General features: G+C 68.1%; 24 protein-coding genes and 3 tRNA genes. 16 read left to right on the forward strand and 11 right to left on the reverse strand.

Annotation, left to right across the window (positions count from 1 at the left end):
* The first annotated feature begins 42 nt into the window (after positions 1–42).
* Positions 43–285, forward strand: coding sequence for a hypothetical protein (locus ACZ7KI_RS03145; RefSeq protein ID WP_470271591.1), 243 nt, complete (start codon positions 43–45; stop codon positions 283–285).
* Positions 286–331: 46 nt separating this feature from the next.
* Here ACZ7KI_RS03145 and ACZ7KI_RS03150 read toward each other — a convergent pair whose 3' ends face one another.
* The gene (locus ACZ7KI_RS03150; RefSeq protein WP_470271592.1) at positions 332–973 is read right to left on the reverse strand and encodes a TetR/AcrR family transcriptional regulator; all 642 of its coding nucleotides are present in this window, start codon (positions 971–973) and stop codon (positions 332–334) included.
* A 97-nt stretch (positions 974–1,070) separates the two neighbouring features.
* On the opposite strand from ACZ7KI_RS03150, the gene ACZ7KI_RS03155 reads away from it, so the two are divergent.
* A complete protein-coding gene (locus tag ACZ7KI_RS03155; protein ID WP_470271593.1) occupies positions 1,071–1,214 on the forward strand; it encodes a hypothetical protein in 144 nt (47 codons plus the stop codon).
* A 47-nt stretch (positions 1,215–1,261) separates the two neighbouring features.
* A complete protein-coding gene (locus ACZ7KI_RS03160; RefSeq protein WP_470271594.1) occupies positions 1,262–1,642 on the forward strand; it encodes a VOC family protein in 381 nt (126 codons plus the stop codon).
* A gap of 70 nt (positions 1,643–1,712) precedes the next feature.
* Here ACZ7KI_RS03160 and ACZ7KI_RS03165 read toward each other — a convergent pair whose 3' ends face one another.
* Together ACZ7KI_RS03165 and ACZ7KI_RS03170 are read right to left on the reverse strand one after the other, a co-directional pair.
* On the reverse strand, positions 1,713–2,357 hold the full coding sequence (locus tag ACZ7KI_RS03165; RefSeq protein WP_470271595.1) for a response regulator: 645 nt from the start codon (positions 2,355–2,357) through the stop codon (positions 1,713–1,715).
* Positions 2,348–3,499 carry a sensor histidine kinase gene (locus ACZ7KI_RS03170; RefSeq protein WP_470271596.1) on the reverse strand — a complete coding sequence of 384 codons (1,152 nt, stop codon included), beginning with the start codon at positions 3,497–3,499 and terminating at the stop codon, positions 2,348–2,350. Before ACZ7KI_RS03170 ends, ACZ7KI_RS03165 begins: the two co-directional genes overlap by 10 nt.
* A gap of 135 nt (positions 3,500–3,634) precedes the next feature.
* On the opposite strand from ACZ7KI_RS03170, the gene ACZ7KI_RS03175 reads away from it, so the two are divergent.
* Positions 3,635–4,285, forward strand: coding sequence for a DedA family protein (locus ACZ7KI_RS03175; protein ID WP_470271597.1), 651 nt, complete (start codon positions 3,635–3,637; stop codon positions 4,283–4,285).
* 42 nt (positions 4,286–4,327) lie between these two features.
* Here the strand turns inward: ACZ7KI_RS03175 and ACZ7KI_RS03180 are convergent, their stop codons facing one another.
* Together ACZ7KI_RS03180 and ACZ7KI_RS03185 are read right to left on the reverse strand one after the other, a co-directional pair.
* Positions 4,328–5,488 carry an alkaline phosphatase PhoX gene (locus ACZ7KI_RS03180; RefSeq protein ID WP_470271598.1) on the reverse strand — a complete coding sequence of 387 codons (1,161 nt, stop codon included), beginning with the start codon at positions 5,486–5,488 and terminating at the stop codon, positions 4,328–4,330.
* A gap of 131 nt (positions 5,489–5,619) precedes the next feature.
* A complete protein-coding gene (locus ACZ7KI_RS03185) occupies positions 5,620–6,366 on the reverse strand; it encodes a TetR/AcrR family transcriptional regulator (RefSeq protein ID WP_470271599.1) in 747 nt (248 codons plus the stop codon).
* 83 nt (positions 6,367–6,449) lie between these two features.
* Here ACZ7KI_RS03185 and ACZ7KI_RS03190 point away from each other — a divergent pair, with 83 nt between their 5' ends.
* Positions 6,450–7,382, forward strand: coding sequence for a zinc-dependent alcohol dehydrogenase (locus ACZ7KI_RS03190; RefSeq protein ID WP_470271600.1), 933 nt, complete (start codon positions 6,450–6,452; stop codon positions 7,380–7,382).
* A gap of 53 nt (positions 7,383–7,435) precedes the next feature.
* Here the strand turns inward: ACZ7KI_RS03190 and lon are convergent, their stop codons facing one another.
* The 3 genes from lon to ACZ7KI_RS03205 form a co-directional block, all read right to left on the reverse strand.
* Entirely contained in the window at positions 7,436–9,838 is a 2,403-nt protein-coding gene (gene lon, locus ACZ7KI_RS03195) for an endopeptidase La (RefSeq protein WP_470271601.1), read from the reverse strand.
* Positions 9,839–9,991: 153 nt separating this feature from the next.
* Positions 9,992–10,855, reverse strand: a complete 864-nt coding sequence (locus ACZ7KI_RS03200) for an SAM-dependent methyltransferase (protein ID WP_470271602.1) — start codon at positions 10,853–10,855, stop codon at positions 9,992–9,994.
* 39 nt (positions 10,856–10,894) lie between these two features.
* Entirely contained in the window at positions 10,895–11,833 is a 939-nt protein-coding gene (locus ACZ7KI_RS03205) for a GNAT family N-acetyltransferase (RefSeq protein WP_470271603.1), read from the reverse strand.
* 280 nt (positions 11,834–12,113) lie between these two features.
* Here ACZ7KI_RS03205 and ACZ7KI_RS03210 point away from each other — a divergent pair, with 280 nt between their 5' ends.
* The 6 genes from ACZ7KI_RS03210 (at position 12,114) to ACZ7KI_RS03235 (ending at position 16,151) form a co-directional block, all read left to right on the forward strand.
* A complete protein-coding gene (locus ACZ7KI_RS03210) occupies positions 12,114–14,729 on the forward strand; it encodes a putative bifunctional diguanylate cyclase/phosphodiesterase (protein WP_470271604.1) in 2,616 nt (871 codons plus the stop codon).
* A 79-nt stretch (positions 14,730–14,808) separates the two neighbouring features.
* Positions 14,809–14,881 (forward strand) — tRNA-Thr (locus tag ACZ7KI_RS03215).
* Between the two features lie 50 nt (positions 14,882–14,931).
* A tRNA-Met gene (locus ACZ7KI_RS03220) sits at positions 14,932–15,004 on the forward strand.
* Positions 15,005–15,048: 44 nt separating this feature from the next.
* A complete protein-coding gene (rpmG, locus tag ACZ7KI_RS03225; protein ID WP_005152047.1) occupies positions 15,049–15,213 on the forward strand; it encodes a 50S ribosomal protein L33 in 165 nt (54 codons plus the stop codon).
* An 87-nt stretch (positions 15,214–15,300) separates the two neighbouring features.
* Positions 15,301–15,750: a MaoC family dehydratase N-terminal domain-containing protein gene (locus tag ACZ7KI_RS03230; protein ID WP_470271605.1), complete on the forward strand. Its 450-nt coding sequence runs from the start codon at positions 15,301–15,303 to the stop codon at positions 15,748–15,750.
* Entirely contained in the window at positions 15,747–16,151 is a 405-nt protein-coding gene (locus tag ACZ7KI_RS03235; RefSeq protein ID WP_465500809.1) for a MaoC family dehydratase, read from the forward strand. Before ACZ7KI_RS03230 ends, ACZ7KI_RS03235 begins: the two co-directional genes overlap by 4 nt.
* A 162-nt stretch (positions 16,152–16,313) precedes the next feature.
* Here the strand turns inward: ACZ7KI_RS03235 and ACZ7KI_RS03240 are convergent, their stop codons facing one another.
* Genes ACZ7KI_RS03240 through ACZ7KI_RS03250 form a run of 3 tightly spaced genes read right to left on the reverse strand, consistent with a single transcriptional unit; the run spans position 16,314 to position 19,418 of the window.
* Positions 16,314–17,246, reverse strand: a complete 933-nt coding sequence (locus ACZ7KI_RS03240; protein WP_470271606.1) for an SGNH/GDSL hydrolase family protein — start codon at positions 17,244–17,246, stop codon at positions 16,314–16,316.
* A gap of 49 nt (positions 17,247–17,295) precedes the next feature.
* Complete coding sequence (locus tag ACZ7KI_RS03245) at positions 17,296–18,192, reverse strand: TIGR03619 family F420-dependent LLM class oxidoreductase (protein ID WP_470271607.1); 897 nt, start codon at positions 18,190–18,192, stop codon at positions 17,296–17,298.
* Positions 18,189–19,418, reverse strand: coding sequence for a pyridoxal phosphate-dependent aminotransferase (locus ACZ7KI_RS03250; RefSeq protein ID WP_470271608.1), 1,230 nt, complete (start codon positions 19,416–19,418; stop codon positions 18,189–18,191). The genes ACZ7KI_RS03245 and ACZ7KI_RS03250 overlap by 4 nt, the downstream gene beginning before the upstream one ends.
* Positions 19,419–19,624: 206 nt before the next feature.
* Here ACZ7KI_RS03250 and ACZ7KI_RS03255 point away from each other — a divergent pair.
* The 5 genes from ACZ7KI_RS03255 to rplA all read left to right on the forward strand — a co-directional run bounded on the left by ACZ7KI_RS03255 (position 19,625) and on the right by rplA (position 22,422).
* Positions 19,625–19,697 (forward strand) — tRNA-Trp (locus ACZ7KI_RS03255).
* A gap of 27 nt (positions 19,698–19,724) precedes the next feature.
* A complete protein-coding gene (gene secE / locus ACZ7KI_RS03260) occupies positions 19,725–20,177 on the forward strand; it encodes a preprotein translocase subunit SecE (RefSeq protein ID WP_007031001.1) in 453 nt (150 codons plus the stop codon).
* Positions 20,178–20,253: 76 nt separating this feature from the next.
* Positions 20,254–21,114: a transcription termination/antitermination protein NusG gene (gene nusG, locus ACZ7KI_RS03265; protein ID WP_470271609.1), complete on the forward strand. Its 861-nt coding sequence runs from the start codon at positions 20,254–20,256 to the stop codon at positions 21,112–21,114.
* 78 nt (positions 21,115–21,192) lie between these two features.
* On the forward strand, positions 21,193–21,627 hold the full coding sequence (gene rplK, locus ACZ7KI_RS03270) for a 50S ribosomal protein L11 (protein WP_020633284.1): 435 nt from the start codon (positions 21,193–21,195) through the stop codon (positions 21,625–21,627).
* A gap of 81 nt (positions 21,628–21,708) precedes the next feature.
* A complete protein-coding gene (gene rplA / locus ACZ7KI_RS03275) occupies positions 21,709–22,422 on the forward strand; it encodes a 50S ribosomal protein L1 (protein ID WP_470271610.1) in 714 nt (237 codons plus the stop codon).
* Positions 22,423–22,429: the final 7 nt, after the last annotated feature.

The raw sequence follows: 22,429 nt of genomic DNA on the forward strand, positions 1-22,429 counted from the left end.
CCCGCTTGAAAGTTGTGGCTTCCGGGGGGTGCGAAGCGGGCTATGCTGCTGGGCGATGGCGAAGGGGAGAACATGAACGCGCTCCAGCCGTGGCACCTCATCATCTTGCTTCTGGTGGTCGCCATCATCGCGACCGTGGTCGTCGTCGTGGTGGTGTCGACCAGGAAGAAGCCGCCGCGGCCGCCGTATCCCGGCGGGCAGCCTCCGTATCCGCCGCAACCTCCCTATCCGCCCCAGCAGCCGGGTCAGTACCCGCCGCAGGGCGGCCCTCCGCCGCCGCGGTAGACCGACTGCTCGCGTTTAGCCCGCTAAACGCGCTTTGCCGTACCCCTCAAGATTCGCGGATCGCGTAGTCGCCGAAAGCGGGTTCCAGTAGCTCGAAAGCCCGCTTCGCCGCCTTCGTCAGCGCTTCGGCGATCTCGTCGTTGCTCTCGCCGGCGTGCGATCGCCGCAGGACCTCGCGGAAGAGGACGCGGTCGATCGCGTTGAGTTCGGCGGCCGCCATCACCGGGGTGACGTCGCCGGTGTCGGCGCCGGTCTCGGCCGCGAGGAGGTCGGCGAGCGCCGCCTCCCGCAGTTCGTGCAACTCACGCAACCGCGCGGTGAGGGTCGGGCTCTCCAGCACCATCTTCGCGAAGGCGGGTCCGGTGAAGCCGATCACGGGGGAGTGCTCCGCCACCGCGTCCAGGAAGGTGCGCCGTAACGCGGCCAGCGCCGACTCACCCGTCTTCCTGGAGCCGACCGCGTTCGCCAGGCCGTTCGTGAACTCCTCGTGCTGGTCGAGCGCCAGATCCTCTTTGCGTGAGAAGTAGTTGGTGACGGTCTTCTTCGCCACCCTCGCCGCCGTGGCGATCTCGGCGATCGTCGTCTCTTCGAAGCCCTTCTCGATGAAGAGCATCGTCGCGTGGTCGGAGATCAGCTGCCGCGTCTCCTGCTTTTTGAGCTCTCGCAAACCCACATCCGTGCTGGTCATGGACGAACTTTACCACCGTCGTAAAAATATCCTTGACTTACGGTAGGTTGGATATAAACTTACGTCCGTACTACCGAACAGTGAGAGAAGAGGCTCCTTGACCGCTCGAATCCCCCAAGGCGACGAAGGCACCAACCGCGCCCAGGTCCGCCGGAACGACCGCCGCCATCAGCAGCCGTTCCCCGGCCGCTCGACGCCGGTGCGCCGCTCGATCGGTGTTCCGCGGCGCAGGTCGTACTGACCGCCCAGCCAGTCCGAAAACCCACCGCTGACCGAAGGGGATAGCCCATGAACGTCCTGACCTCCACCATTTCGCTGACCGTCGACGACGTCGCCGCCTCCAGCCGCTTCTTCACCGAGCACTTCGGCTTCACCGAGCAGATGGCCGCGGAGGGTTTCGTCTCCCTCGGGCACGAGACCGCGAAGGTGAACATCGTCCTGCTCGCGGCGGGGATCGAGGTCCTGCCGGAGCACCTGCGTCAGCAGCGCGCGGCCGGGGTGATCGTGGCCTTCACGGTCGATGATCTCGAAGCCGAGGAGAAGCGCCTGCGTGCCGAGGGTGTCGAGATCACGCTGCCGCTGCGGGAGGAACCGTGGGGAGAGCGTCTCTTCATGGTCACCGACCCGAACGGGGTCCCCGTGGAACTCGTGGAGTGGGTGCAGCAGTAGGGAAACGCACCGTCTCTCGGTGAAACAAAGCGGGGCTTGGTCCACAGTGGACCAAGCCCCGCTTTCCTGCTCAGGAGTCCAGATATCGCAGGATCGCGAGGACGCGGCGGCTGTAGCCCGCGGTGTTGGCCAGTCCGAGCTTGTCGAAAATGGCGTTCACGTGCTTCTCGACGGCGCTCAGCGACACGAACAGCGACTCGGCGATCCCGGCGTTGGTGTGGCCCTGCGCCATTTTCTCCAGCACTTCACGCTCGCGGGCGGTCAGCTTCGCGAGCGGATCGGTGTGCGTCGTCCTCGCGAGCAGGCGCCGTACCACCTCCGGATCGAACGCGGCCCCACCAGCGGCGACCCGATCGAGCGCCTCCAGGAACTCGCCCACCTGGGCGACCCGGTCCTTCAGGAGATAGCCGACGCGTTCGCCGTCGCCGGTGATCAGTTCGGCCGCGTACCGCTTCTCGACGTACTGCGAGAGCACCAGAACGCCGATCTCCGGCCAGCGTTTCCGGATCTCGAGTGCCGCGCGAAGGCCCTCGTCGGTGTGGGTCGGCGGCATACGGACGTCGGTGACGACCACGTCGGGCCGGTACGCGGCGGTCGTCGAGACGAGCGCTTCGCCGTCGCCGACCGACGCCACGACGTCGTGCCCCTCTTCGACCAGCAGCCGGACGAGGCCCTCCCGGAGCAAGGTCGAGTCCTCGGCGAGGATCACCCGCACGGCAGCACCGCCGTCACCACGGTCGGACCGCCGAGCGGACTGTGCACGGTGAACTCCCCGTCCGCCGCCGCGACGCGCCGCGCGAGACCGGAAAGACCGCCACCGGACTCCCGCGCCCCGCCCGTGCCGTCGTCGGTGATCCGCACCCGCACGCTGTCCCCGTCCCGCTCGGCCTCGATGTCGATCCGCGTCGCCGCGGCGTGCTTGATCGTATTGGTGACCGCCTCGGACGCGACGAAGTAGACGACGGTCTCGATGGCCGTCGATGGCCGTTCTGGCAGGTCGACGCGCAGGTGCACCGGCACGCCCGAACGTTCCGCCAGCGCCTCCAGCGCGGGGTGCAGCCCGTCCGAGTCCAGCGCGAACGGATACACCCGCCACGAAACCTCACGGAGGTCTTCGAGAGCGCGCTGCGATGCCTCGTGCGCCTGCCGGAGCAGTTCCGACGCATGGGCCGGATCACCGGCGCGCCGCGCCCGGCCCAGCAACATGCCGAGCGCGACGAGCCGCTGCTGGACGCCGTCGTGCAGATCCCGTTCGATCCGGCGGCGTTCACCGTTGACCGCCTCGACCACCTCCGCCCGGCTGGTCGAGAGTTCGGAGACCCGGCGGCGCAGCTGTTCTTTCTTGCTGGGGCCGAAAAAGCTCGTCGCCAGTTTGCGATCCAGCGTCGCGGCCCCGATGAGTCCTTGCACGGAAAGGAAAATGAGGAGCGCGCCGAAGAGTGCGGTGGTGACGGGGTCGTACCAGTCGGCCGGGGCGTCACCGCCGGGCGACCTGCCGTCGAGGAGCTGATAGGCGATGATCACGCCGGATCCCGCGCCCAGCAGGATCAGGCCGAAGATCCCGGCGCTGAGCAGCCCGATGACGCAACGCGGGATCAGGTAGGCCATCGCGCGGCGTCCGGTGTAGTCCGTCGCGTTCTCGGCGCCGAAATACTTCTCCAGCCGCTGTCGCTCCATTTCGGACAGTGTGCGGGCGCCGGAGAAGACGGGCCGCCGGAACGCGGGGACCGCGAGCGCGATGCCGCCGAAGAGCATGTAGAAGAACTCCGCGACCGCTGTCGTGGCGCCGATCGCCAGGCCCAGCGTGCCGCGGAGCATCTTGCGCAGGTAGCGGCGCATCGCTGCCGGAACAGGCATAACGCCAGGTTAGCGGGGTAACCGAAGATCGGTACTGCGGTTTTCCGCAGTGATCTGTGCCGCTTAACCGCAGTGTGCGGAACCCGGCTGATTCGTACGTTCGTTGATATCCGCAGACGACCACGAAAGGCCGCCATGAACCTCCTCCTCGCCCAAACCGCCAGCGAACCGATGGGAGGACTCGCCGGCTGGGCGGTGTCGCTGATGGACGCGCTGGGCGGTCCGGGGGCCGCGATCATCGTCGGCCTGGACAATCTGTTCCCGCCGATCCCCAGCGAGCTGGTGCTCCCGCTCGCCGGGTTCTCCGCCAGCCAGGGCACGTTCACCTTGGTGGAGGCGCTGGTGTGGACGACGTTCGGCTCGGTCGCGGGCGCGATCATCGTGTACTACCTCGGCCTGCTGCTGGGCCGAGACCGCACCCGCCGCTGGATGGCGAAGATCCCGCTGGTCAAGACCTCCGACTTCGACAAGACCGAAGCCTGGTTCCAGAAACACGGCACCAAGGCGGTGTTCTTCGGCAGGATGGTGCCGATCTTCCGCAGCCTCATCTCACTGCCCGCCGGAATCGAACGCATGCCGTTCTGGCGGTTCCTGGCCCTGACCACGCTGGGCAGCCTGATCTGGAACACGGTGTTCGTCCTGGCGGGCTACGCCCTCGGGGAGAGCTGGCATCTGGTCGAGGAGTACGCCGGGTTCTTCCAGTACTTCGTGATCGCGGCCGTCGTGGTCGCAGTGACCTTGTTCGTGGTGAGCCGTCTCCGTGAGAAGAACCGCACGAATGCCTGAGCTGTGCGGGGGCCGCCGGCCTGGGGCCCCCGCACGCGAGTCTCAGGAACGGAAGGGGCCGGTCACCTCGTAGGTGATCCCGCCGGAGGACGAACCGGAGGTTCCGCGTTGCGAGGAAAAGTACAGCCGGTTCCCCGCCGGGCTGAACGCCGGACCGCAGATCTCCGACGAGCTCTGGCCGTTGATCCGCAGGAACGGCGCCACGATGTCGTTCGGTGTGATGATGCAGATCTCCATGTTGCCGCCGTCTTCGGCGACGTACAGGTCACCCGACGAGGTCCCGGTGACGTTGTCGACGCCGGTCAGCGGCGCCGAACCGGGGCTGACCAGCGAATCGTCGTAGGCGAGTTCGTAGGTGCTGTTCGTCAGGTTGAGCTGCCAGACGCGGTTGTCACCCTTGGTGGTGAACCAGGCGGTGTCGTTGGCGTAGTGCAGGCCTTCTCCGCCGCTGAACCGCTTCGCGCCGGACACCTGGTTGCGCGTGGGGGTGGGGGAGCCGTCGGGGTCGGGCACGTTCGCCCAGGTGAAGCTGCCCGATGTCGCCGTACCCGCCTTCAATACCTGAAGCGTTCCGGCGGAAAGGTTGCCCCAGGTCGTCGGGACGAAGCGATAGAAGCAGCCGTCCGTGGTGTCTTCGGTCAGGTAGACGACCTTGCGCACCGGATCGGCCGCTGCGGCCTCGTGCTTGAACTTCCCCATCGCGGGCCGCTGGACAGCGGCCGTGGCCGGCCCGTTCGGCTGGCACTCGTAGACGAAGCCGAGGTCGATCTCCTCACAGGAAAGCCAGGTGTTCCAAGGGGTTTTGCCACCCGCGCAGTTCTGCCGCGTATTCGCCAGGATGCGGTGAGCGCCGGTGATGTTCCCGCTCGCGTCGAATTTGACCGCGCTGGCGCCACCCCCGGGGGTGATCTCCGAGTTCGACACGTAGATCCAGCCGTTGCCGTCGGCGAACACCGCACCGCCGTCCGGGGCGCTGTGCCAGGTGTAGCCGGTGCCCGCGACCTGCTGACCGGAGCGCGCGATGACGCGGCTGGTGAATCCGGCCGGCAGCTGGATCCCGTTCGCGTCGGCCGCCTGGAGCGCGCCGTACGGGCTGGGTCCGTTCTGCGCGGGCGCAGCCAAAGCCGTCCCCGAGAGCCTGTTGCCGAACGCCGTGACCCCGGCGCCGACCACGGCCGCGCGCAGGAAATTCCGTCGCTTCACTCGTGCCTCCAAGACATCCGCTGATGTGGTGGTGCGGTAAGGAGCGGAGGGGAGGTTACGGGCGGAACGGGACTTTCAGGTGAATTCGCAACGTATTCGCCGGTGGCAAGGGTACTTTCGTAGGAACCCGCTCAGCCGGGTGTGCCGTCCGAGTTCTCGATCAGGGCGCGGAATCCGGCCAGCAACGCGGTGAGGCCGACTTCGAACTCGTCGTCGCTGCCGAGTTCCGCGAGGGCGTCGGCGTGCCGGACGAGCAACGGGACGGCCGCGGCGTCTCGCGAGCGATACAGCTGCCTCCGGTGCCGCTTCTCTTCCGGATCTCGTGCGTCGACGCCGAGATTGAAGTGCACCGAGCCGATGACGAAGGTGGCCAGCGACGACGCGGCGGCCGCGGCGAGCTTGGGGCTGAGACCCGCGCCGATGAACAGTTCGAGGGCGTAGTTCATCCCGGCCAGCGAGTTGGGGCCGAGCCGTTCGGTCCCGCGAAGGAGCGAGGCCACGCCGGGATGACGGCGCAGGTGCTCCCGGAACCGGTGTGCGGACCACGCCGCCTTCGCGGCCCAATCCGCGTCTTCGGGTGGAGCGGCGCTCGCCACGCTGATCGCCTTGTCGACGAGCAGGGTCACCAGCTCCTCACGATTGCGGAGGTGCCGGTAGAGCGATGCCTGGGTGCAGCCGAGCTCCTCGGCCACGTTGCGCATGGTCAGCGCGGCCGCTCCGCGCGCGTCGAGCAGGGCCATGGACGCGTCGAGGATGCCCTCGAGGGTCAGCGATCTGCGCCGCCGCTGCCGCGCGGGTTCGTTCTCCCTGGCCAGCCACCAGGCCGCCGTTCCCGGCCGCGGTTCGCCGGTGTCCGCTGTCGTGCTCGGTTCGCCCACGGGCCAAGGATAAGTCCTATGCGAACAAGTATCACTTAATATAAGCTAACGCTGTTCGCTTAACGGTGACTGAAGGGGAAACCATGCGTGCCGTACGAAACTCCGATCAGGGCATCCGCGTGGCCGAGGCCGACGAACTGGAAGGTTCCGGCGTCCGCCTCGCCATCGCCTCGGCCGGTATCTGCGGGACCGACGTCGGCTTCGCGGCGAACGGCGTTCAGGGCTACACCTACGGCCACGAATTCGCCGGGACCGCCGCCGACGGCCGTTCTTACGCCGTCGAACCCACGGTCTACTGCGGAGAATGCGAGCAATGCCGTCAGGGTCACGTCCAGAGATGCGACGACCCGGACCACGGAACGCTCGGCATCTTCCGGGACGGCGGCATGTGCGACGCGGTCACGGTTCCCGAGCACATGCTCGTCCCCCTCCCGGAAGGCCTGGACGTGCGCGACGCCTGTCTCGTCGAACCGGCGTCGGTGGCCGGGCACGGTGTCCGCGTCGCGGCACTCGAAAAGGGGGAGCGGGTCGCGATCGTCGGGGGCGGCAGCGTCGGGCTGCTGGCCGCGGCGACGGCCCGGCAACGCGGCTTCGAGGTCGATGTCGAGGCGCGCCACGAGCACCAGAGGATCGCGGCGGAACGTCTGGAAGCCGGTTCGGTCACGGGCAGCTACGACGTCGTGATCGACGCCGCGGGCAGCGAGGCGGGCCTCGCCCGGTGCGCCGAACTCGCCCGCCCTGGCGGTCGCGTCGTGCTGCTGGGGGTTTACCAGCACACGGCTCCGATCCCGGGCATCGTCAGTCTGGTCAAGGAACTCACCTACGTGCACTCCGTCGCCTACAGCAGGCACGACGGCATCCGCGACACCGAAGAGGCCGCGGCGCTGCTCGCGGGCGACCCCGAGATCGCGCGGACGGTGATCACCCACCGCTTCCCTCTCGATGACGCAGCCGAGGCCTTCCGTGTGGCGGGCGACCGGGCCTCCGGGGCCATCAAGGTCGTCCTTCACCCCTGAACAGCCGAAAGCCCCGGATCCTTCGCGGATCCGAGGCTTCGGGCTTCGTGCCGTTACGCCGCCTGAGCGACCGGTGTGGACGCCGGGGTCAGCGCGATGTCCAGCACGTCACGGACGTTCGCCACGGCGTGGACGTCCAGCTGGGCAAGCACTTCGGCCGGGACGTCGTCGAGGTCCGGCTCGTTGCGCTGCGGGATGATCACTGTCTTCATTCCGGCCCGGTGCGCGGCCAGCAGCTTCTGCTTGACCCCGCCGATCGGCAGCACGCGCCCGGTCAGCGACACCTCACCGGTCATCGCCACGTCCGACTTCACGACCCGGCCCGAAAGCAGCGACGCCAACGCGGTCGTCATCGTGATCCCGGCGCTCGGCCCGTCCTTCGGCACCGCGCCCGCCGGAACGTGGACGTGGATGCCGCGCTCCTTCAGGTCGCCGACCGGCAGTTCCAGCTCGGCGCCGTGCGAACGCAGGTACGACAACGCGATCTGCACCGACTCCTTCATCACCTCGCCAAGCTGGCCGGTCAGCTGCAGCCCGGTCGCGCCGGACTCGGGATCCGCCAGCGACGCCTCGATGTAGAGGACGTCACCACCGGCGCCGGTCACCGCGAGGCCGGTCGCCACGCCGGGGGTCGACGTGCGCTGGGTCGACGCGGGCAGCGACGACTCCGGTAGGTGCCGCGGACGGCCGAGGTAGGTCTCGAGCCCGTCGGCGTCGATGGTCAGCGGCAGCTCGACCTCGTCCAGCGCGACCTTGGTCGCCACCTTCCGCAGCACCTTCGCGATGGTCCGGTTCGCGTTGCGCACCCCGGCTTCCCGCGTGTACTCGGCGGCGATACGGCTGAACGCGTCGTCGGTCAGCGCGACGTCGTCCTTGCCGAGCCCGGCCCGTTCCAGCTCGCGGGGGAGCAGGTGGTCGCGGGCGATGGTGACCTTCTCGTGCTCGGTGTAGCCGTCGAGGGTGACCAGCTCCATCCGGTCCAGCAACGGGCCGGGGATGGTCTCGAGCGCGTTCGCCGTCGCGAGGAACACGACGTCGGACAGGTCGAGTTCGACCTCCAGGTAGTGGTCGCGGAACGTGTGGTTCTGTTCCGGGTCCAGCACTTCCAGCAGCGCCGCCGTCGGGTCGCCGCGGTAGTCGGCGCCGACCTTGTCGATCTCGTCGAGCAGCACGACCGGGTTCATCGAGCCCGCTTCCTTGATGGCGCGGACGATCCGGCCGGGCAACGCGCCGACGTAGGTGCGGCGGTGCCCGCGGATCTCGGCCTCGTCGCGGATACCGCCGAGCGCGACCCGGACGAACTTGCGGCCCATCGCCTTCGCCACGGACTCGCCGAGCGAGGTCTTGCCGACCCCGGGAGGACCGGCGAGCGCGAGCACGGCACCCGAACGGCGTCCGCCGACCGGCCCGAGACCGGACTCCGCGCGACGCTTGCGCACGGCCAGGTACTCGATGATGCGTTCCTTCACGTCGTCGAGACCGGCGTGATCGGCGTCGAGGATGTCGCGCGCGGCGGCGATGTCGTGGACGTCGGTGGTGCGCTCGTTCCACGGCAGTTCGAGGACGGTGTCCAGCCACGTGCGGATCCAGCCGCCCTCGGGGGACTGCTCCGACGTCCGCTCCAGTTTGTCCACTTCGGACAGTGCGGCCTTCTTGACCGCGTCCGGCAGTTCGGCGGCCTCGACGCGGGCGCGGTAGTCGTCGTCGTTGGCGGTGCCGTCGAGTTCGCCCAGCTCCTTGCGGATCGCTTCGAGCTGGCGGCGCAGCAGGAACTCCTTCTGCTGCTTCTCCATGCCCTCCTGGACGTCCTTGCGGATGGTGTCGGTGACCTCGAGTTCGGCCAGCTGCTCACGGCTCCATTCGAGGGCCTTTTCGAGCCGTGCCGAAACGTCGAGCGCGGAGAGCAGTTCGAGCTTCTGGTCGGTGTTCAGGTACGACGAGTTGCCCGCGAGATCGGCGAGCGCGGACGGGTCCTCGACCTCCTGGACGGCGTCGATCATCTGCCAGCCGCCGCGCTGCTGGAGGATCGCGAGGACGACGCTCTTGTACTCGGACGCGAGCTTCGCGGAGTTGTCGTCGGTGGTCTCGGTGGCGACTTCGGCGTGGACCCAGCGGGCGGCGCCGGGGCCGTCGGCGATGCGGCCGACCGTGGCGCGGCGGGTGCCACGCAGCAGCACCGCGGTCTTGCCGCCGGGCACGCGGCCGATGCGCTCGACGGTCGCGATGGTGCCGAGTTCGGCGTACTCGCCGTGGACGCGGGGCACGATCAGCACCTCGGCCTTGGTGGCGGCGCTGGAGCGGATCCCCGGGAAGGAAGCCTGGGCAGGCGTGTTGGCCTGGGCGGACTCCACCGCGGCCCGCGTCTCCGTGTCGGTGAGGTCGAGCGGGACGATCATGCCCGGCAGCACGACGTCGTCATCGAGCGGGAGGACGGGCAGGAGGCGGTTGTCGGTCATCTGTGCACTCCTCGGTTAGTTGAGTCTGACTAGCTCAACTCTCTGATCGACCCGTTTGTTTCCCCCTGACGTTCGCCGTCAGCGATCACCCACCCCTCAGACCTCTGTGCCCCAAGGCGGCGCGGTTAGCCCGCGAAAGGCGACGCGGAGGGGTCAGAGGTCGGACGTAAGCGGGTGCGTGGCGACCCCGCACCAAGCGAACGGCCGGGCACCTTCCTCGTCCCGCCGCAGCTCCCGCACCGGCCGCCAGTCGGGCAGGTGCACGATGCCGGGCTCCAGCAGCGGCCAGTCTCCGAAGAGCGGCTCGATCTCTTCGCGATCCCGCATCCACACCGGGTTGCTCGTCTTCCGGTACTGCTCGACCATCCATCGCAGACCGTCGGCGTTCTCGCCGGTCTGGCCACCGAAGCTCATGTGGGACAGCCCCAGCCAGCTGCCCGGCGCCAACGCGTTCCGGTAGGTCGAGACCAGCGCGGGCGGATCGTCGTGCGGCCCGGCGAAATGCAGCACGGCCATCAGCATCAGGCACACCGGCTGGTCGAAGTCGATCAGCCGCAACGTCTCCGGATGCCGCAGGACGTCCTTCGGCCGCCGCATGTCCGCCTGGATGATCCCGGCCCAATCGGTCGCCTCGTGCCGTTCGAGGATCAGTTCCGCGTGCGCCACCGCCACCGGCTCGTAGTCGACGTACACGACCTTCGCCGCATCGCCCGGTTCGAGCTCCTCTTGGACGATCTCGTGCACGTTCCCGGCGGTCGGGACGCCGGAGCCCAGATCGATGAACTGCCGGATGCCCGCGTCCAGCGCGGCGCGTACGACACGATTCATGAACTCGCGGTTGTGCCGCGCACCCGGTTTGACCCACCGCCACTGCCGTTCCAGCGCGCGGGCGAACTCACGGTCGACCGCCCAGTTGTGGGTGCCGCCGAGAAACCAGTCGTAGATCCTCGCCGCGGACGGCTTTTCGGTGTCGACCCCCGTCGGCGCCACCGGTGCCGAGTCGTCGTCGCCGGTCATGGCTGACCCCCTGATCCTTCGAAGATCAGCGTATCGGGATCAGCGCACCGCGGGCCGGCGCTGCCAGTAGGTCCAGAGCGGCCGGTAGCCCTGCGCGTACCAGAACGGCGTCGAGCGCGGATTGGCCAGCGCGTGGTGCAGCAGCACGGCTTCGGTCCCGCATTCGTCGAAGACCTGGTGCGCGTGCGCGGCGAGCGCGGACCCCACCCCGCTCGATCGCGCCGGCTCGGCCACCGCCAGCGACGACAGATAGCCGACCCGGTCCGCCGCGACCCGGTCGCCGATCCACGAAGTCTCGTCGGGGAACTGCACCCGCACCATGCCCAGCGCGCGCCCGTACAGCTCCGCGATCCACAACGTCGGGTTTTCCCGGCCCAGCTGTTTCGACAGATCCGCCGTGATCGCTTCCTTCGCGCCTTCGCGCAAAGTGACAGTTCCGAACTGCGCGTCATACCGCTGCAATTCCAGTTCGAGCCCGACCGCGGTTTCGAGATCATCCGCTTCGGCCGGCCGGATGTGCACCCCCGGCGTAGCGGGCGGACCGGACATGGCCAGCCGGTCCGCCGGGCGGACCGCGATCACCAGCACCGGAGCGAAGCCGCGGCGCAGCAATTCGGCCGAGCCGGGCGAATCGCGGCTCGGCCGCACCACGGTCGCCGCCGTTTCGACATCTCCAGGTGAGGCGACCGCCTCCAGATGTTCATCCCATCGGGTGAGTAATGCGTCAAGGGCCGCTTCCGGCCGGGGTCCGGTGAGCCGGGCTTCGAGGCGATGTTCGACGAGGGCCCGCCACGGAGAGTCAACAGAATCAGGACCCGCTTCGGTGCGTACCGACAATCCGGCGGCGGCCGAGTCGCCGGCTGTCGCGGAGAGTGACACGCAACCCTCGACAGGCTCCAGTGCAGGCATTTCCGGGAGCAGGGCGTCCACTGTGGCGAGCCGCTCGGCATGTCCGGCGGCGATCGCGTGGCTATTCATAGGACTATTCAAGCCCCTACTGACGGGTCCGCCAGGAACTTCACGAGATTGGCCCCGCCGCGCTGCCAGGTGACTTCCGGTAGTCGGAGGGAACGCGAATAACGCTCCCATTTCACCCCTTGGTCCACGCAGGTCAGCGCGACGAGCCCATTGTTAACCCTGGGGTGATCTCATACTGTCTCGAATGGGACTTGGGTACGCCCTCCGGGGTACTGTATTGCCCTCGTCCCCGAGGTCGCGGTAGGACAAGACCGGTTGGGCAGCCGGGAAGGAAGGTCGGATGCCGGACACGAACGGCAGCCCCGGGAGCACCGCACAGGCGGCACCGGGCAAGGGAGGGGCCGTTACGGAGGCTCGAACCGACGAGCGACGATTCCGCGTCTACACCTTCGCCGTACTCACCATGGGCATCGCCGCCGCGGCCGCGGTCAGCCTGTGGCTGGACTTCGAAGCCTCCGACGATCTGTTGTGGATCGGGCCGATCCTCGCGCTCGCCTTCCTGCTCGCCGAACAACTCGGGATCAACGTCGACGTCCGCAGCGGCATCTCGTGGACGATCTCGTTCACCGAGATCCCGCTGGTCATCGGATTCTTCGTCGCACCCTTCGAAGTCGTCCTCGCCGCGCATCTCGCGGCGGGCATCGGAACCCTGCTGGCCCGCAAGGTCGCGGGCCGCGTCCTCTACAACGCCGGCGCCTTCCTGCTGGAGATCACCGGCGCGTTCGCCGTGGCAGGACTGGTGAAACAGGCCTCCGGCGCGCACGACATGACCTGGATCGCCGCGCTGGCAGGCACTTTGACCGCGCCGCTGGTCAGCACGCTGCTCGCGCTCGCCGCCGTCCGCGTGCTGCGCCGCCGCATGCGGGTCAGCACCGCGATCCGGCTCACCGGCCGCATCCTCGTCGTCGGCTTCGTCAACGCGTCGGTCGGTCTTTCCGGTTATTTGGTCATTTCCGGTACCCCGAAGGCCTGGCCGCTCGTGCTGGCGGTCTTCCTCGGGCTCACCGCGTTGTACTGGGCGTACTCCGATCTGCTCCGCGAACAGCGCGACATGGAAGCGCTATCCGACGTCAGCCTGATGGTCGCGCGCTCCGGTCAGCAGGCGGCCGCGCGTCCCGCCGGGCGGGCCGACGAACTCGTCGGCGGAGTGGACGTCCGTGAGTGGGCGACCATCGCCGAACGCATCAAGGACCAGCTGGCCGCCGGCCGCGTCGTGCTCCGGCTGCGGCTGGAACCCAAGGACACCATGCGGATGGTCGTCGCCGGCGACGAACTGCCGCCGGTGGATCCGGCCGCCGACGATCCGTTGCTGCGCCTCCCCGGCGCGCACGTCCGGCATTTCCGGATCACCGAAGCCAATCCCGACGTCCGTTCCGCGTTGCTCGACCGCGGCGCGCAGGAGGCGCTGGTCGTCCCGCTGCGCAGTGCGAACCAGCTCCTCGGCGTCGTCGAAGCGCACGACAGGCTTTCGCGCTGGCGTGGTTTCGGCAAGTACGACATCCAGTTGCTCGGCACGATGGCCAGCCACCTCGCGACGTCGCTGGACAACCGGCGCCTGCTCGCGACCCTGCGCCACGACGCCTACCATGATCCGCTGACCGGCCTGCTCAACCGGCCGGGCTTCCGCCAGGTCGCCAAGGAACCGTTGCGGGAACAGGTCGACGCGGTCGTGCTGCGGGTCGACCTCGACGTCTTCTCCACCGTCAGCGACGCGCTCGGTTACGTGTGGGCCGACCGGATGGTCATCGCCGCCGGCCGCCGCATCCGCGACGCGCTCGGCCCCGACGTCCCGCTCGCCAGGCTCGAAGGCGCTTCCTTCGCGGCACTTCTCGTCGGCTGCGCGCCGGAACGCGCACAGGCCGCCGCGGAACTGCTTCGCGCGGAACTCGTCGCCCCGTATCCGGTGGACCGGCTTTCCGTCGAAGCCAACGCGATGATCGGCTACGCCACGTCCTCCGCCGACGACGACGACCAGGTCGACGTCGACGGGCTCCTGCAGCGCGCCGACGTCGCCGTCCGCGCGACCAAGGGCGGTGAAGAGGTCCGCGGCTACATGGCCAGCATGGGCCAGATCTTCATGCGCCGGTTCCAGATGGTCACGCAGTTCCGGCAGTCGCTCGAAGAAGGCCAGCTGAGCGTCCACTACCAACCCAAGATCACCTTGCCGAACCGGCAGATCCAAGGTGTCGAGGCGCTGGTGCGCTGGGTGCACCCGGAGTTCGGCAGGCTCGGCCCGGACGAGTTCGTCCCGGCGATCGAAGCAGCGGGCCTCATCGGCGTCCTGACGTCCTTCGTGCTCGAAGAATCGTTGAAGCGTGTGCGGAAGTGGCTCGACGAAGGCCTGCGCATCTCCGCCGCGGTGAACCTGTCGGTGCGGAACCTGGCCGACGAGGACTTCCCGACGAAGGTCGCGCGCGAACTCGACCGCTTCGGCATCCCACCCGAGCTGCTCACCTTCGAGCTGACCGAATCCGGTGTGATGTCCGACCCGCAGAAGGCGCTGCCGATCCTGCGGGAACTGCACTCGCTGGGCATCGTGCTCGCCGTGGACGACTTCGGCACCGGCTACTCGTCACTGGCCTACCTGCGGCAGCTCCCGGTCGACCAGGTCAAGATCGACAAGAGTTTCGTCCTCGGCATGGGTACCGACCTCGGCGACCTCGCCGTCGTGCGCTCCATCGTCGAACTGGGCCACTCGCTCGGCCTCACGGTCGTCGCCGAGGGTGTCGAGGAGGACGTCGCGCGGGATCAGCTCGAGGCGATGGGATGTGACGTGGCACAGGGCTACCTCATCTCGCGGCCGCTGCCGGAGGACCGCCTGGAGGCGTGGCTGCAGGCCCGCACGGCGCGCTCGCCCGGCCGACACTCCGAGACCGTCTTGACCCTCCTGACCTGAGGTTTTGCGGTAAGAGGACCCCCCTGAACTTCGGGTCTTCCGGCGTTGGTAATCTTTCCAAGTCCTCGCGAGAGGCCAGGCCCCTTTAGCTCAGTCGGCAGAGCGTCTCCATGGTAAGGAGAAGGTCTACGGTTCGATTCCGTAAAGGGGCTCGCGACCTCAGCCGCGTCACGCAAGCGTGTCGCGGCTTGGAGCATGTAAGGGCGGTGTAGCTCAGTTGGCAGAGCAAGCGGCTCATAATCGCTGTGTCGCCGGTTCAAGTCCGGCCACCGCTACGCGGTAACCCTGGGTGTCCCAGGCCTAGAGAGAAGGAAATGCTGTGGCTGCCACTGACGTGCGACCGAAGATCACGCTCGCGTGTGAGGAGTGCAAGCACCGCAACTACATCACCAAGAAGAACCGGCGCAACAACCCGGATCGCCTGGAGATGAAGAAGTTCTGCCCGAACTGCGGTACGCACCGGACTCACAAAGAGACCCGCTGAGCGTCTAGCGGTTCTACAAGTCTCACCCGAAGCCGTCCTGGTCACCAGGGCGGCTTCGGGCATTTCCGGGTTCTGTAGCCTGCTCGGGTGGCCTTGGACCAGTCGTTCACCGGGCGGGTGTACCCGCCGACCAGTACCTATGAAGTGAGTCGCGAGAAGATCCGGGAGTTCGCCGACTCGCTCGGCGACGCGAACCCGCTCTATCGCGACGCCGAAGCGGCGAAGGCGGCCGGATACCCCGACGTCATCGCGCCGCCGACGTTCCTCACGATCATCAACCTCGCCTCGATCAACGCGATCGTCACCGACCCCGAACTCGGTCTGGACTATTCGCGGATGGTCCACGGCGACCAGCGGTTCACCTACGTGCGGCCGGTGCACGCGGGCGACGTCCTGTCGCTCACCACGCACATCGACAACATCATGGCCCGCGCGGGGAACGACTTCATCAACCTGCGCGCCGAGATCGCGGGCGCCGACGGTGGCCCGATCGCCACCACGCACGCCCAGCTCGTGGTCCGAGGGGAGGGCGCGTGAGCACGTTCACCGCCGGAGAAGAACTGCCGCCGCTGACCGTCGAGGTCACCAGGGAGCAGTTGGTGCGGTACGCCGGTGCCTCGCTGGACTTCAACCCGATCCACTGGAACGAGGCCTTCGCGAAGGAGGTCGGCCTGCCGGACGTCATCGCGCACGGCATGCTGACCATGGCGCTCGGCGCGCGGCTCGTCACCGACTGGCTGGGTGACCCGGGCCGTCTCGTCGACTACTTCGCGCGCTTCACGCGCCCCGTGGTCGTGCCGAACGACGGTGCGGCGACGATCGAGTTCACCGGGAAGGTCGCCGTGGTCAACGACGACGGCACCGCGCGGATCGACATCACCGCCAAGTTCGACGGCAAGGCGGTCCTGGGGAAGGCCCAAGTGATCGCCCGCGCCTGACCCGAAAACGAGAGCAAGGGACCTTTGCTAGCGTCGCTTAGCATGCCTAAGTAAGCGAGAGCAAAGGTCCCTTGCTCTCTTTTCGCAGGTCAGAGGGGTCGTCAAGATCTTGGGTCGGCTTGCGAAGCGCCGCGAAGGCGCTTCGCAAGCTTAAGAAGGCTCCTATGCGAGCTTAAGCAGCTTCTCGATGACCTCCGCCATGCCTTCCTCGCCCCGGGCGTTCGGGTGCAGCGGCGCCGCGGGAACCGCGGGTGCCGGGCCCTCGACCCACCGCCGGTTCGCGGCGCTGCACATGTCGCGCCCCTTGCTCGCGGTCGACATGTCGGCGAAGCCCGCTTCGTGCTTCTTCGCCGTCTCCGCCAGCGCGGTGTTCAGCCGCGCGAGCGAGCTGCGGAAGTAGGCCATGTCTCCGGCTCCGACCGGCAGTACCGGCCAGCAGGCGCCGTCGTCGTCCGGAAGCACCGTCGGATAGCCGACGACCACGATGCGCACTTCGGGCGCCTTCGCGCGGATCTGGTCCAGAATCCCGCCCAACCGGTCCATCGCGGCAGTGATCCGTTCGCCGAGTTGGTCGCGTCCGCCGGCGGTCAGCTGGGTCTTGCACGGCGAAGCGGTCTGGTGCTGCGTCGCGCACTGGCTCGCGAAGCCGACGAAGCCCACGTCGTTGCCGCCGATACCGACGGTCACCAGCGTCGTGTCGCCGTCGATCGCTTCGAGTTGCGGAGCGTTTGTGCCGTCGCGGGTCTTCTGCGTGCCGGTGAGGTGTTCGGTCGTGGCGCCACCGCAACTGACGTCGACGAACTCGGCCGGACGCAGCTTCGCGGCGAGCAGGCTCGGATAGTTGTTGTCCGAGCGGTCGCAGCCGGCGGGCGCGCCCACCGGCCGTCCGGTGCCCGGCGACGCCGTATAGGAGTCACCCAGAGCGACATATCGCCCCGTGCCATCCGACGTGGTGACCCCCGTCGGTGTCACCGATGTTCCACGCACCCACAGGTGGTAGGCGATCCCCAGGACCGACAGCACGATCACCAGGAACAGACAGCCGCCGCCAGTTCTCCGCTGCGTCACCCGTTCGTTGTACGCGATCAAGGTCACTCTTGTCATCGGACTTAAGGCCGATGACGCACGAGAGAAGGCCCGTCCCTCAGTCGTCCGGGACGAGGCCGCGTAGCTCGGCGGCGAGATCGAGGGCGTGAGTGACGTCCCGCGCGAGGTAATGCGGGTCGACGAAGGCCTCGGTGATCCCGGTTTCGGCGGCCGCGTCCAACTGCCCCGCGACGTCCTTCAGCTCGGTACCTGGTTTCGGGTTGATCCGCAGCACCCGCCGCAGCGCGCCGGGGTCGCGGTCCGCCTTCTCCGCCGCGCTCGCCACGGTCTCCCAGAGCTTCGCGAGGTAGGGCGCGGGCAACCCGGCAGGCAGCCAGCCGTCCGCGCGGCGGCCGACCCGGTCCAGCGCCGCCGCCGACATCCCGCCGAGCAACACGGGCGGATGCGGGCTCTGCACCGGCCGCAGACCGACCTTCGACGCCGGGATCCGCCAGCGTTCGCCTTCGTGCTCGACCGGATCGCCGGTCCAGAACTCCCGAAGGACGTCGAGAAGCTCCTCCAGTTGCTTGCCGCGGCCCTTCCAGGGCGTGCCGGTCGCGGTGTACTCGTCGCGAAGCCAGCCGGTGCCCAGCCCGACGTCCAGACGGCCACCGCTCACCTGATCCAGCGAAGTGAGCATCCGGGCGAGCACCACGGCCGGATACACCGTTCCGGTGAGCGTGCTCGTCCCGAGCCGGACCTTCTTCGTGACGCTCGCGGCCACCGTCAGCAGGATCAGCGGATCGGCGAAGGTGACGAATTCGGGCGGGTACGGCCGTTCCGGCGTGCCGCCGGGGTAGCGGTCCGACGGCGAAACCGGGGCCAGCACCCGGTCTCCGACCCACAACGACGCATAGCCGAGTTCCTCGGCGGCCGTCGCGAAACCGGCGACGGCGTCCATTGCCGCGAGAGGACCGTACTGCGGAAGCGCGATGCCCAGGCGCATCACGGTCACCGTGCTTCCGCGAGCAGCCGCCCCATCCTGGTGATGCCCTCGGCGAGATCGTTTTCGTCCAGCGCATAGGAAATCCGGCAGTACCCCGGCGTCCCGAACGCCTCGCCGGGCACCACGGCGACCTCGGCCTCGCGCAGGATCAGATCGGCCAGCGCCACCGTGTCACTCGGCCGTTCGCCGCGGATTTCCTTGCCCAGTAAGGCTTTCATCGACGGGTACACGTAAAAGGCGCCGAGTGGCACGGGAGTCTCGACTCCCGGGATCTCGGAAAGCAGCGAAAGTGCCGTCTTACGCCGGGAATCGAACGCTTCGCGCATCGTGTGAACGGCGTCGAGTGGACCGCTCACCGCCGCCAGCGCGGCCCGCTGCGCGACGTTCGAAACGTTGCCGCACAAGTGCGACTGATACGCCGTCGCCGCCTTGACCACGTCCTGGGGGCCGAGCAGCCAGCCCACCCGCCAGCCGGTCATCGAGTACGTCTTCGCGACGCCGTTCAGGATGACCGTCCGGTCGGCGAGTTCCGGGACCACGACGGGCATCGAGGGTGCTACGGCGCCGTCGTAGACCAGATGTTCGTAGATCTCGTCGGTGACGACCCAGAGGCCGTTCTCGTACGCCCAGCGCCCGATCGCCTCGACCTGGTCGCGCGGGTACACGGCGCCTGTCGGGTTCGACGGCGAGACGAACAGCAGCACCTTCGTGCGCGGTGTCCTGGCGGCTTCGAGCTGCTCGACAGTGACCAGATATCCCGTCGTCTCGTCCGCGGTGACCTGCACTCCGACGCCGCCGGCGAGGGCGATCGACTCCGGGTAGGTGGTCCAGTACGGCGCGGGCAGCAGCACTTCGTCGCCCGGGTCGAGCAGCGTCGCGAACGCGGAGTAGACCGCCTGCTTGCCGCCGTTGGTCACCAAGACGCGGCCAGGGTCGACGTCGAACCCGGAGTCGCGGAGGGTCTTCGCCGCGATCGCCTCGCGAAGCTCCGGCAACCCGCCCGCGGCGGTGTAGCCGTGGTTCACCCTGTCCCGGACGGCCGCTTCGGCGGCATCGAGCACGTTGGCCGGGGTGGGGAAGTCCGGCTGCCCAGCCCCGAAGCCGATCACCGGACGGCCCTGCGCCTTGAGCTCCCGGGCCTTCGCGTCGACCGCCAACGTGGCCGACGGCGTGATGCCGCCGATGCGGGCCGAGACGCGGGACGCCGGGGAAGGGGAGGGTGCGGGAGCGCTCATGGCGACATCGTGGCACGATCATGGGGTCGGCCGTGGGGGAGTTTCCTCGCGGAAGGCTGCTCCGCGCCGCTTTGAGGGGCGCGGTTGCGAAGCTGTTCGGGGGTTGCCGTAGACTTCTGGTCTCGGAACGCACTACGGTCATCCCCGCCACGGCGGTGGGGACGATGGAATGCGTCCTCGGGAGCCCCAGAGCATCGGGGATCCAAAGGGGTGTAGCTCAATTGGCAGAGCAGCGGTCTCCAAAACCGCAGGTTGCAGGTTCAAGTCCTGTCACCCCTGCGTAAGCGAACTGGTGAAGGCGGAGGAGTGGTCGTGAGCGACAGCGACGCCAGCGGTGAGAAGGCGCAGGACGGCGCCGGGCAGAAGCCCGACGAACAGTCCCGCCCGGTGACCGCCGCTGCCCGGCGTGAGCGCCGTGCGTCCGCGCGCCCGTCCGGTAAGGCCGACGCCAAGTCGGATGACAAGACCCGCCCCGCCGGCAAGGCGAAGGCCGGGGACAAGACCGAAAAATCCAAGGACGCCAAAGGCACGGCGACTCCGAAGCGCGACCGCAAGCCGAAGCAGGCGTCGATCTTCGCCCGGCTGATGCGTTTCATCCGCGAAGTCTGGGCCGAGCTGCGCAAGGTCATCTGGCCGAACCGCAAGCAGATGGTCACCTACACCGCGGTGGTGCTGGTCTTCGTGGTGTTCATGGTGGCGCTGGTGAGCGGCCTCGACCTGGCCTTCAAAGAGGTCGTCGGTGCCGTCTTCGGCAGCTGAGGCAGCCGGTCGCGGCGCTTGAAAGCGCCGCACGGTGGCTGGCGCCACGGCAACCGATCAACTGAGAGGACGGAACGTGACCTCCGACAACGGCACAGCAGCCGGTCATGAGCTGACCGAGCTTTCCGACGAGCAGGTGCACGCGGCACTCGGCGACGAGCAGTCCGAGCACCTGGACTCCGTCGAGGTGCCCGCCGCAGGCGACGAGGTCGACGAAGCCGGAGATGTCGCGGAGGCCGAAGAGGCGTCCGTCGAGACCGAAGACGACGACAACGCAGCCGACGACACCGCCGCCGAGGCCGAGCCCGCCGAGGAACTCGACCCGGTCGCGAAGCTGCGCGCGGAACTCAACGCCGCTCCCGGTGAGTGGTACGTCGTGCACTCGTACGCGGGTTACGAGAACAAGGTGAAGACCAACCTCGAGACCCGTACCCAGACGCTGGACGTCGAGGACTACATCTTCCAGATCGAGGTCCCGACCGAAGAGGTCACCGAGATCAAGAACGGCCAGCGCAAGCAGGTGCAGCGCAAGGTGCTGCCCGGCTACATCCTGGTCCGGATGGACCTGAACGACGCCTCGTGGAGCGCGGTGCGCAACACGCCGGGTGTCACCGGGTTCGTCGGCGCCACCTCGCGCCCGTCGCCGCTGACCGTGGAAGAGGTGCTGAAGTTCCTCGCACCCAAGGTCGAAGCCGCGGCACCCGCCAAGTCCGGCAAGGGCGAGGCCGCTTCGTCCGAGTCGCAGCTGGGCGGCCCCGCGGTCGAGGTCGACTTCGAGATCGGCGAGTCGGTCACCGTCATGGACGGCCCGTTCGCGACGCTGCCCGCGACGATCTCCGAGGTCAACGTGGACGGGCAGAAGCTGAAGGTCCTGGTGTCGATCTTCGGCCGGGAGACCCCGGTCGAGCTGTCGTTCAACCAGGTCTCCAAGATCTGACGGCCGCCAGACGGCCGGCAGTCCCCGCGTACTGGCAGGTGTGCGGGGGACTCAAGTCAGTAAGAAGGAACAAACGAAATGCCACCCAAGAAGAAGAAGCTTGCGGCGATCATCAAGCTGCAGATCAAGGCGGGTGCGGCCAACCCCGCGCCGCCGGTCGGCCCCGCGCTGGGTCAGCACGGCGTCAACATCATGGAGTTCTGCAAGGCCTACAACGCCGCGACCGAGTCGCAGCGCGGGGACGTCGTCCCGGTCGAGATCTCCGTGTACGAAGACCGCTCGTTCGACTTCAAGCTCAAGACGCCGCCGGCCGCGAAGCTGCTGCTGAAGGCCGCGGGCGTGGAGAAGGGCTCCGGCGAGCCGCACAAGACCAAGGTCGCCAAGGTCACCTGGGACCAGGTCCGCGACATCGCGAAGACCAAGGAATCCGACCTGAACGCGCACGACATCGACCAGGCCGCGAAGATCATCGCCGGCACCGCCCGCTCGATGGGCATCACGGTCGTCGACTGAGCTTCACCCCGCACCACCGTGGGAGAGCCAGGGCTGGCTCCAACACCACACTGATCCGTTGAAGAGTTAAGGACAGAAGTAATGCCCAAGCACAGCAAGGCCTACCGTCAGGCTCTTGAGCTGGTGGACCGCGAGCGGCTCTACGCCCCGCTCGAGGCCGCGAAGCTGGCCAAGGAGACCTCCAAGTCGAAGATGGACGCCACCGTCGAGGTCGCCATGCGCCTCGGTGTCGATCCTCGTAAGGCCGACCAGATGGTCCGCGGCACCGTGAACCTGCCGCACGGCACCGGTAAGACCGCTCGCGTCATCGTTTTCGCCGTTGGTGACAAGGCCGCCGAGGCCGAAGCCGCCGGCGCTGACGCGGTCGGCACCGACGAACTGATCGAGCGCATCCAGGGTGGCTGGCTCGACTTCGACGCCGCGATCGCGACGCCGGACCAGATGGCGAAGGTCGGGCGTATCGCCCGCATCCTCGGCCCGCGTGGCCTCATGCCGAACCCGAAGACCGGCACCGTGACCCCCGCGGTCTCGAAGGCCGTCTCGGACATCAAGGGCGGTAAGATCAACTTCCGCGTCGACAAGCAGGCCAACCTGCACTTCGTGATCGGCAAGGTCTCGTTCGACACCGAGAAGCTGGTGGAGAACTACGCGGCCGCGCTGGACGAGGTCCTGCGGGCCAAGCCGTCGTCGGCGAAGGGCCGTTACCTGCGCAAGGTCGTCGTCTCCACGACGATGGGCCCGGGTATCCCGGTCGACCCCGCCCGTACTCGCAACCTCCTTTCCGAGGACGCATAACGCTGAG

It is taken from the genome of Amycolatopsis sp. NPDC039088 (assembly GCF_055598845.1).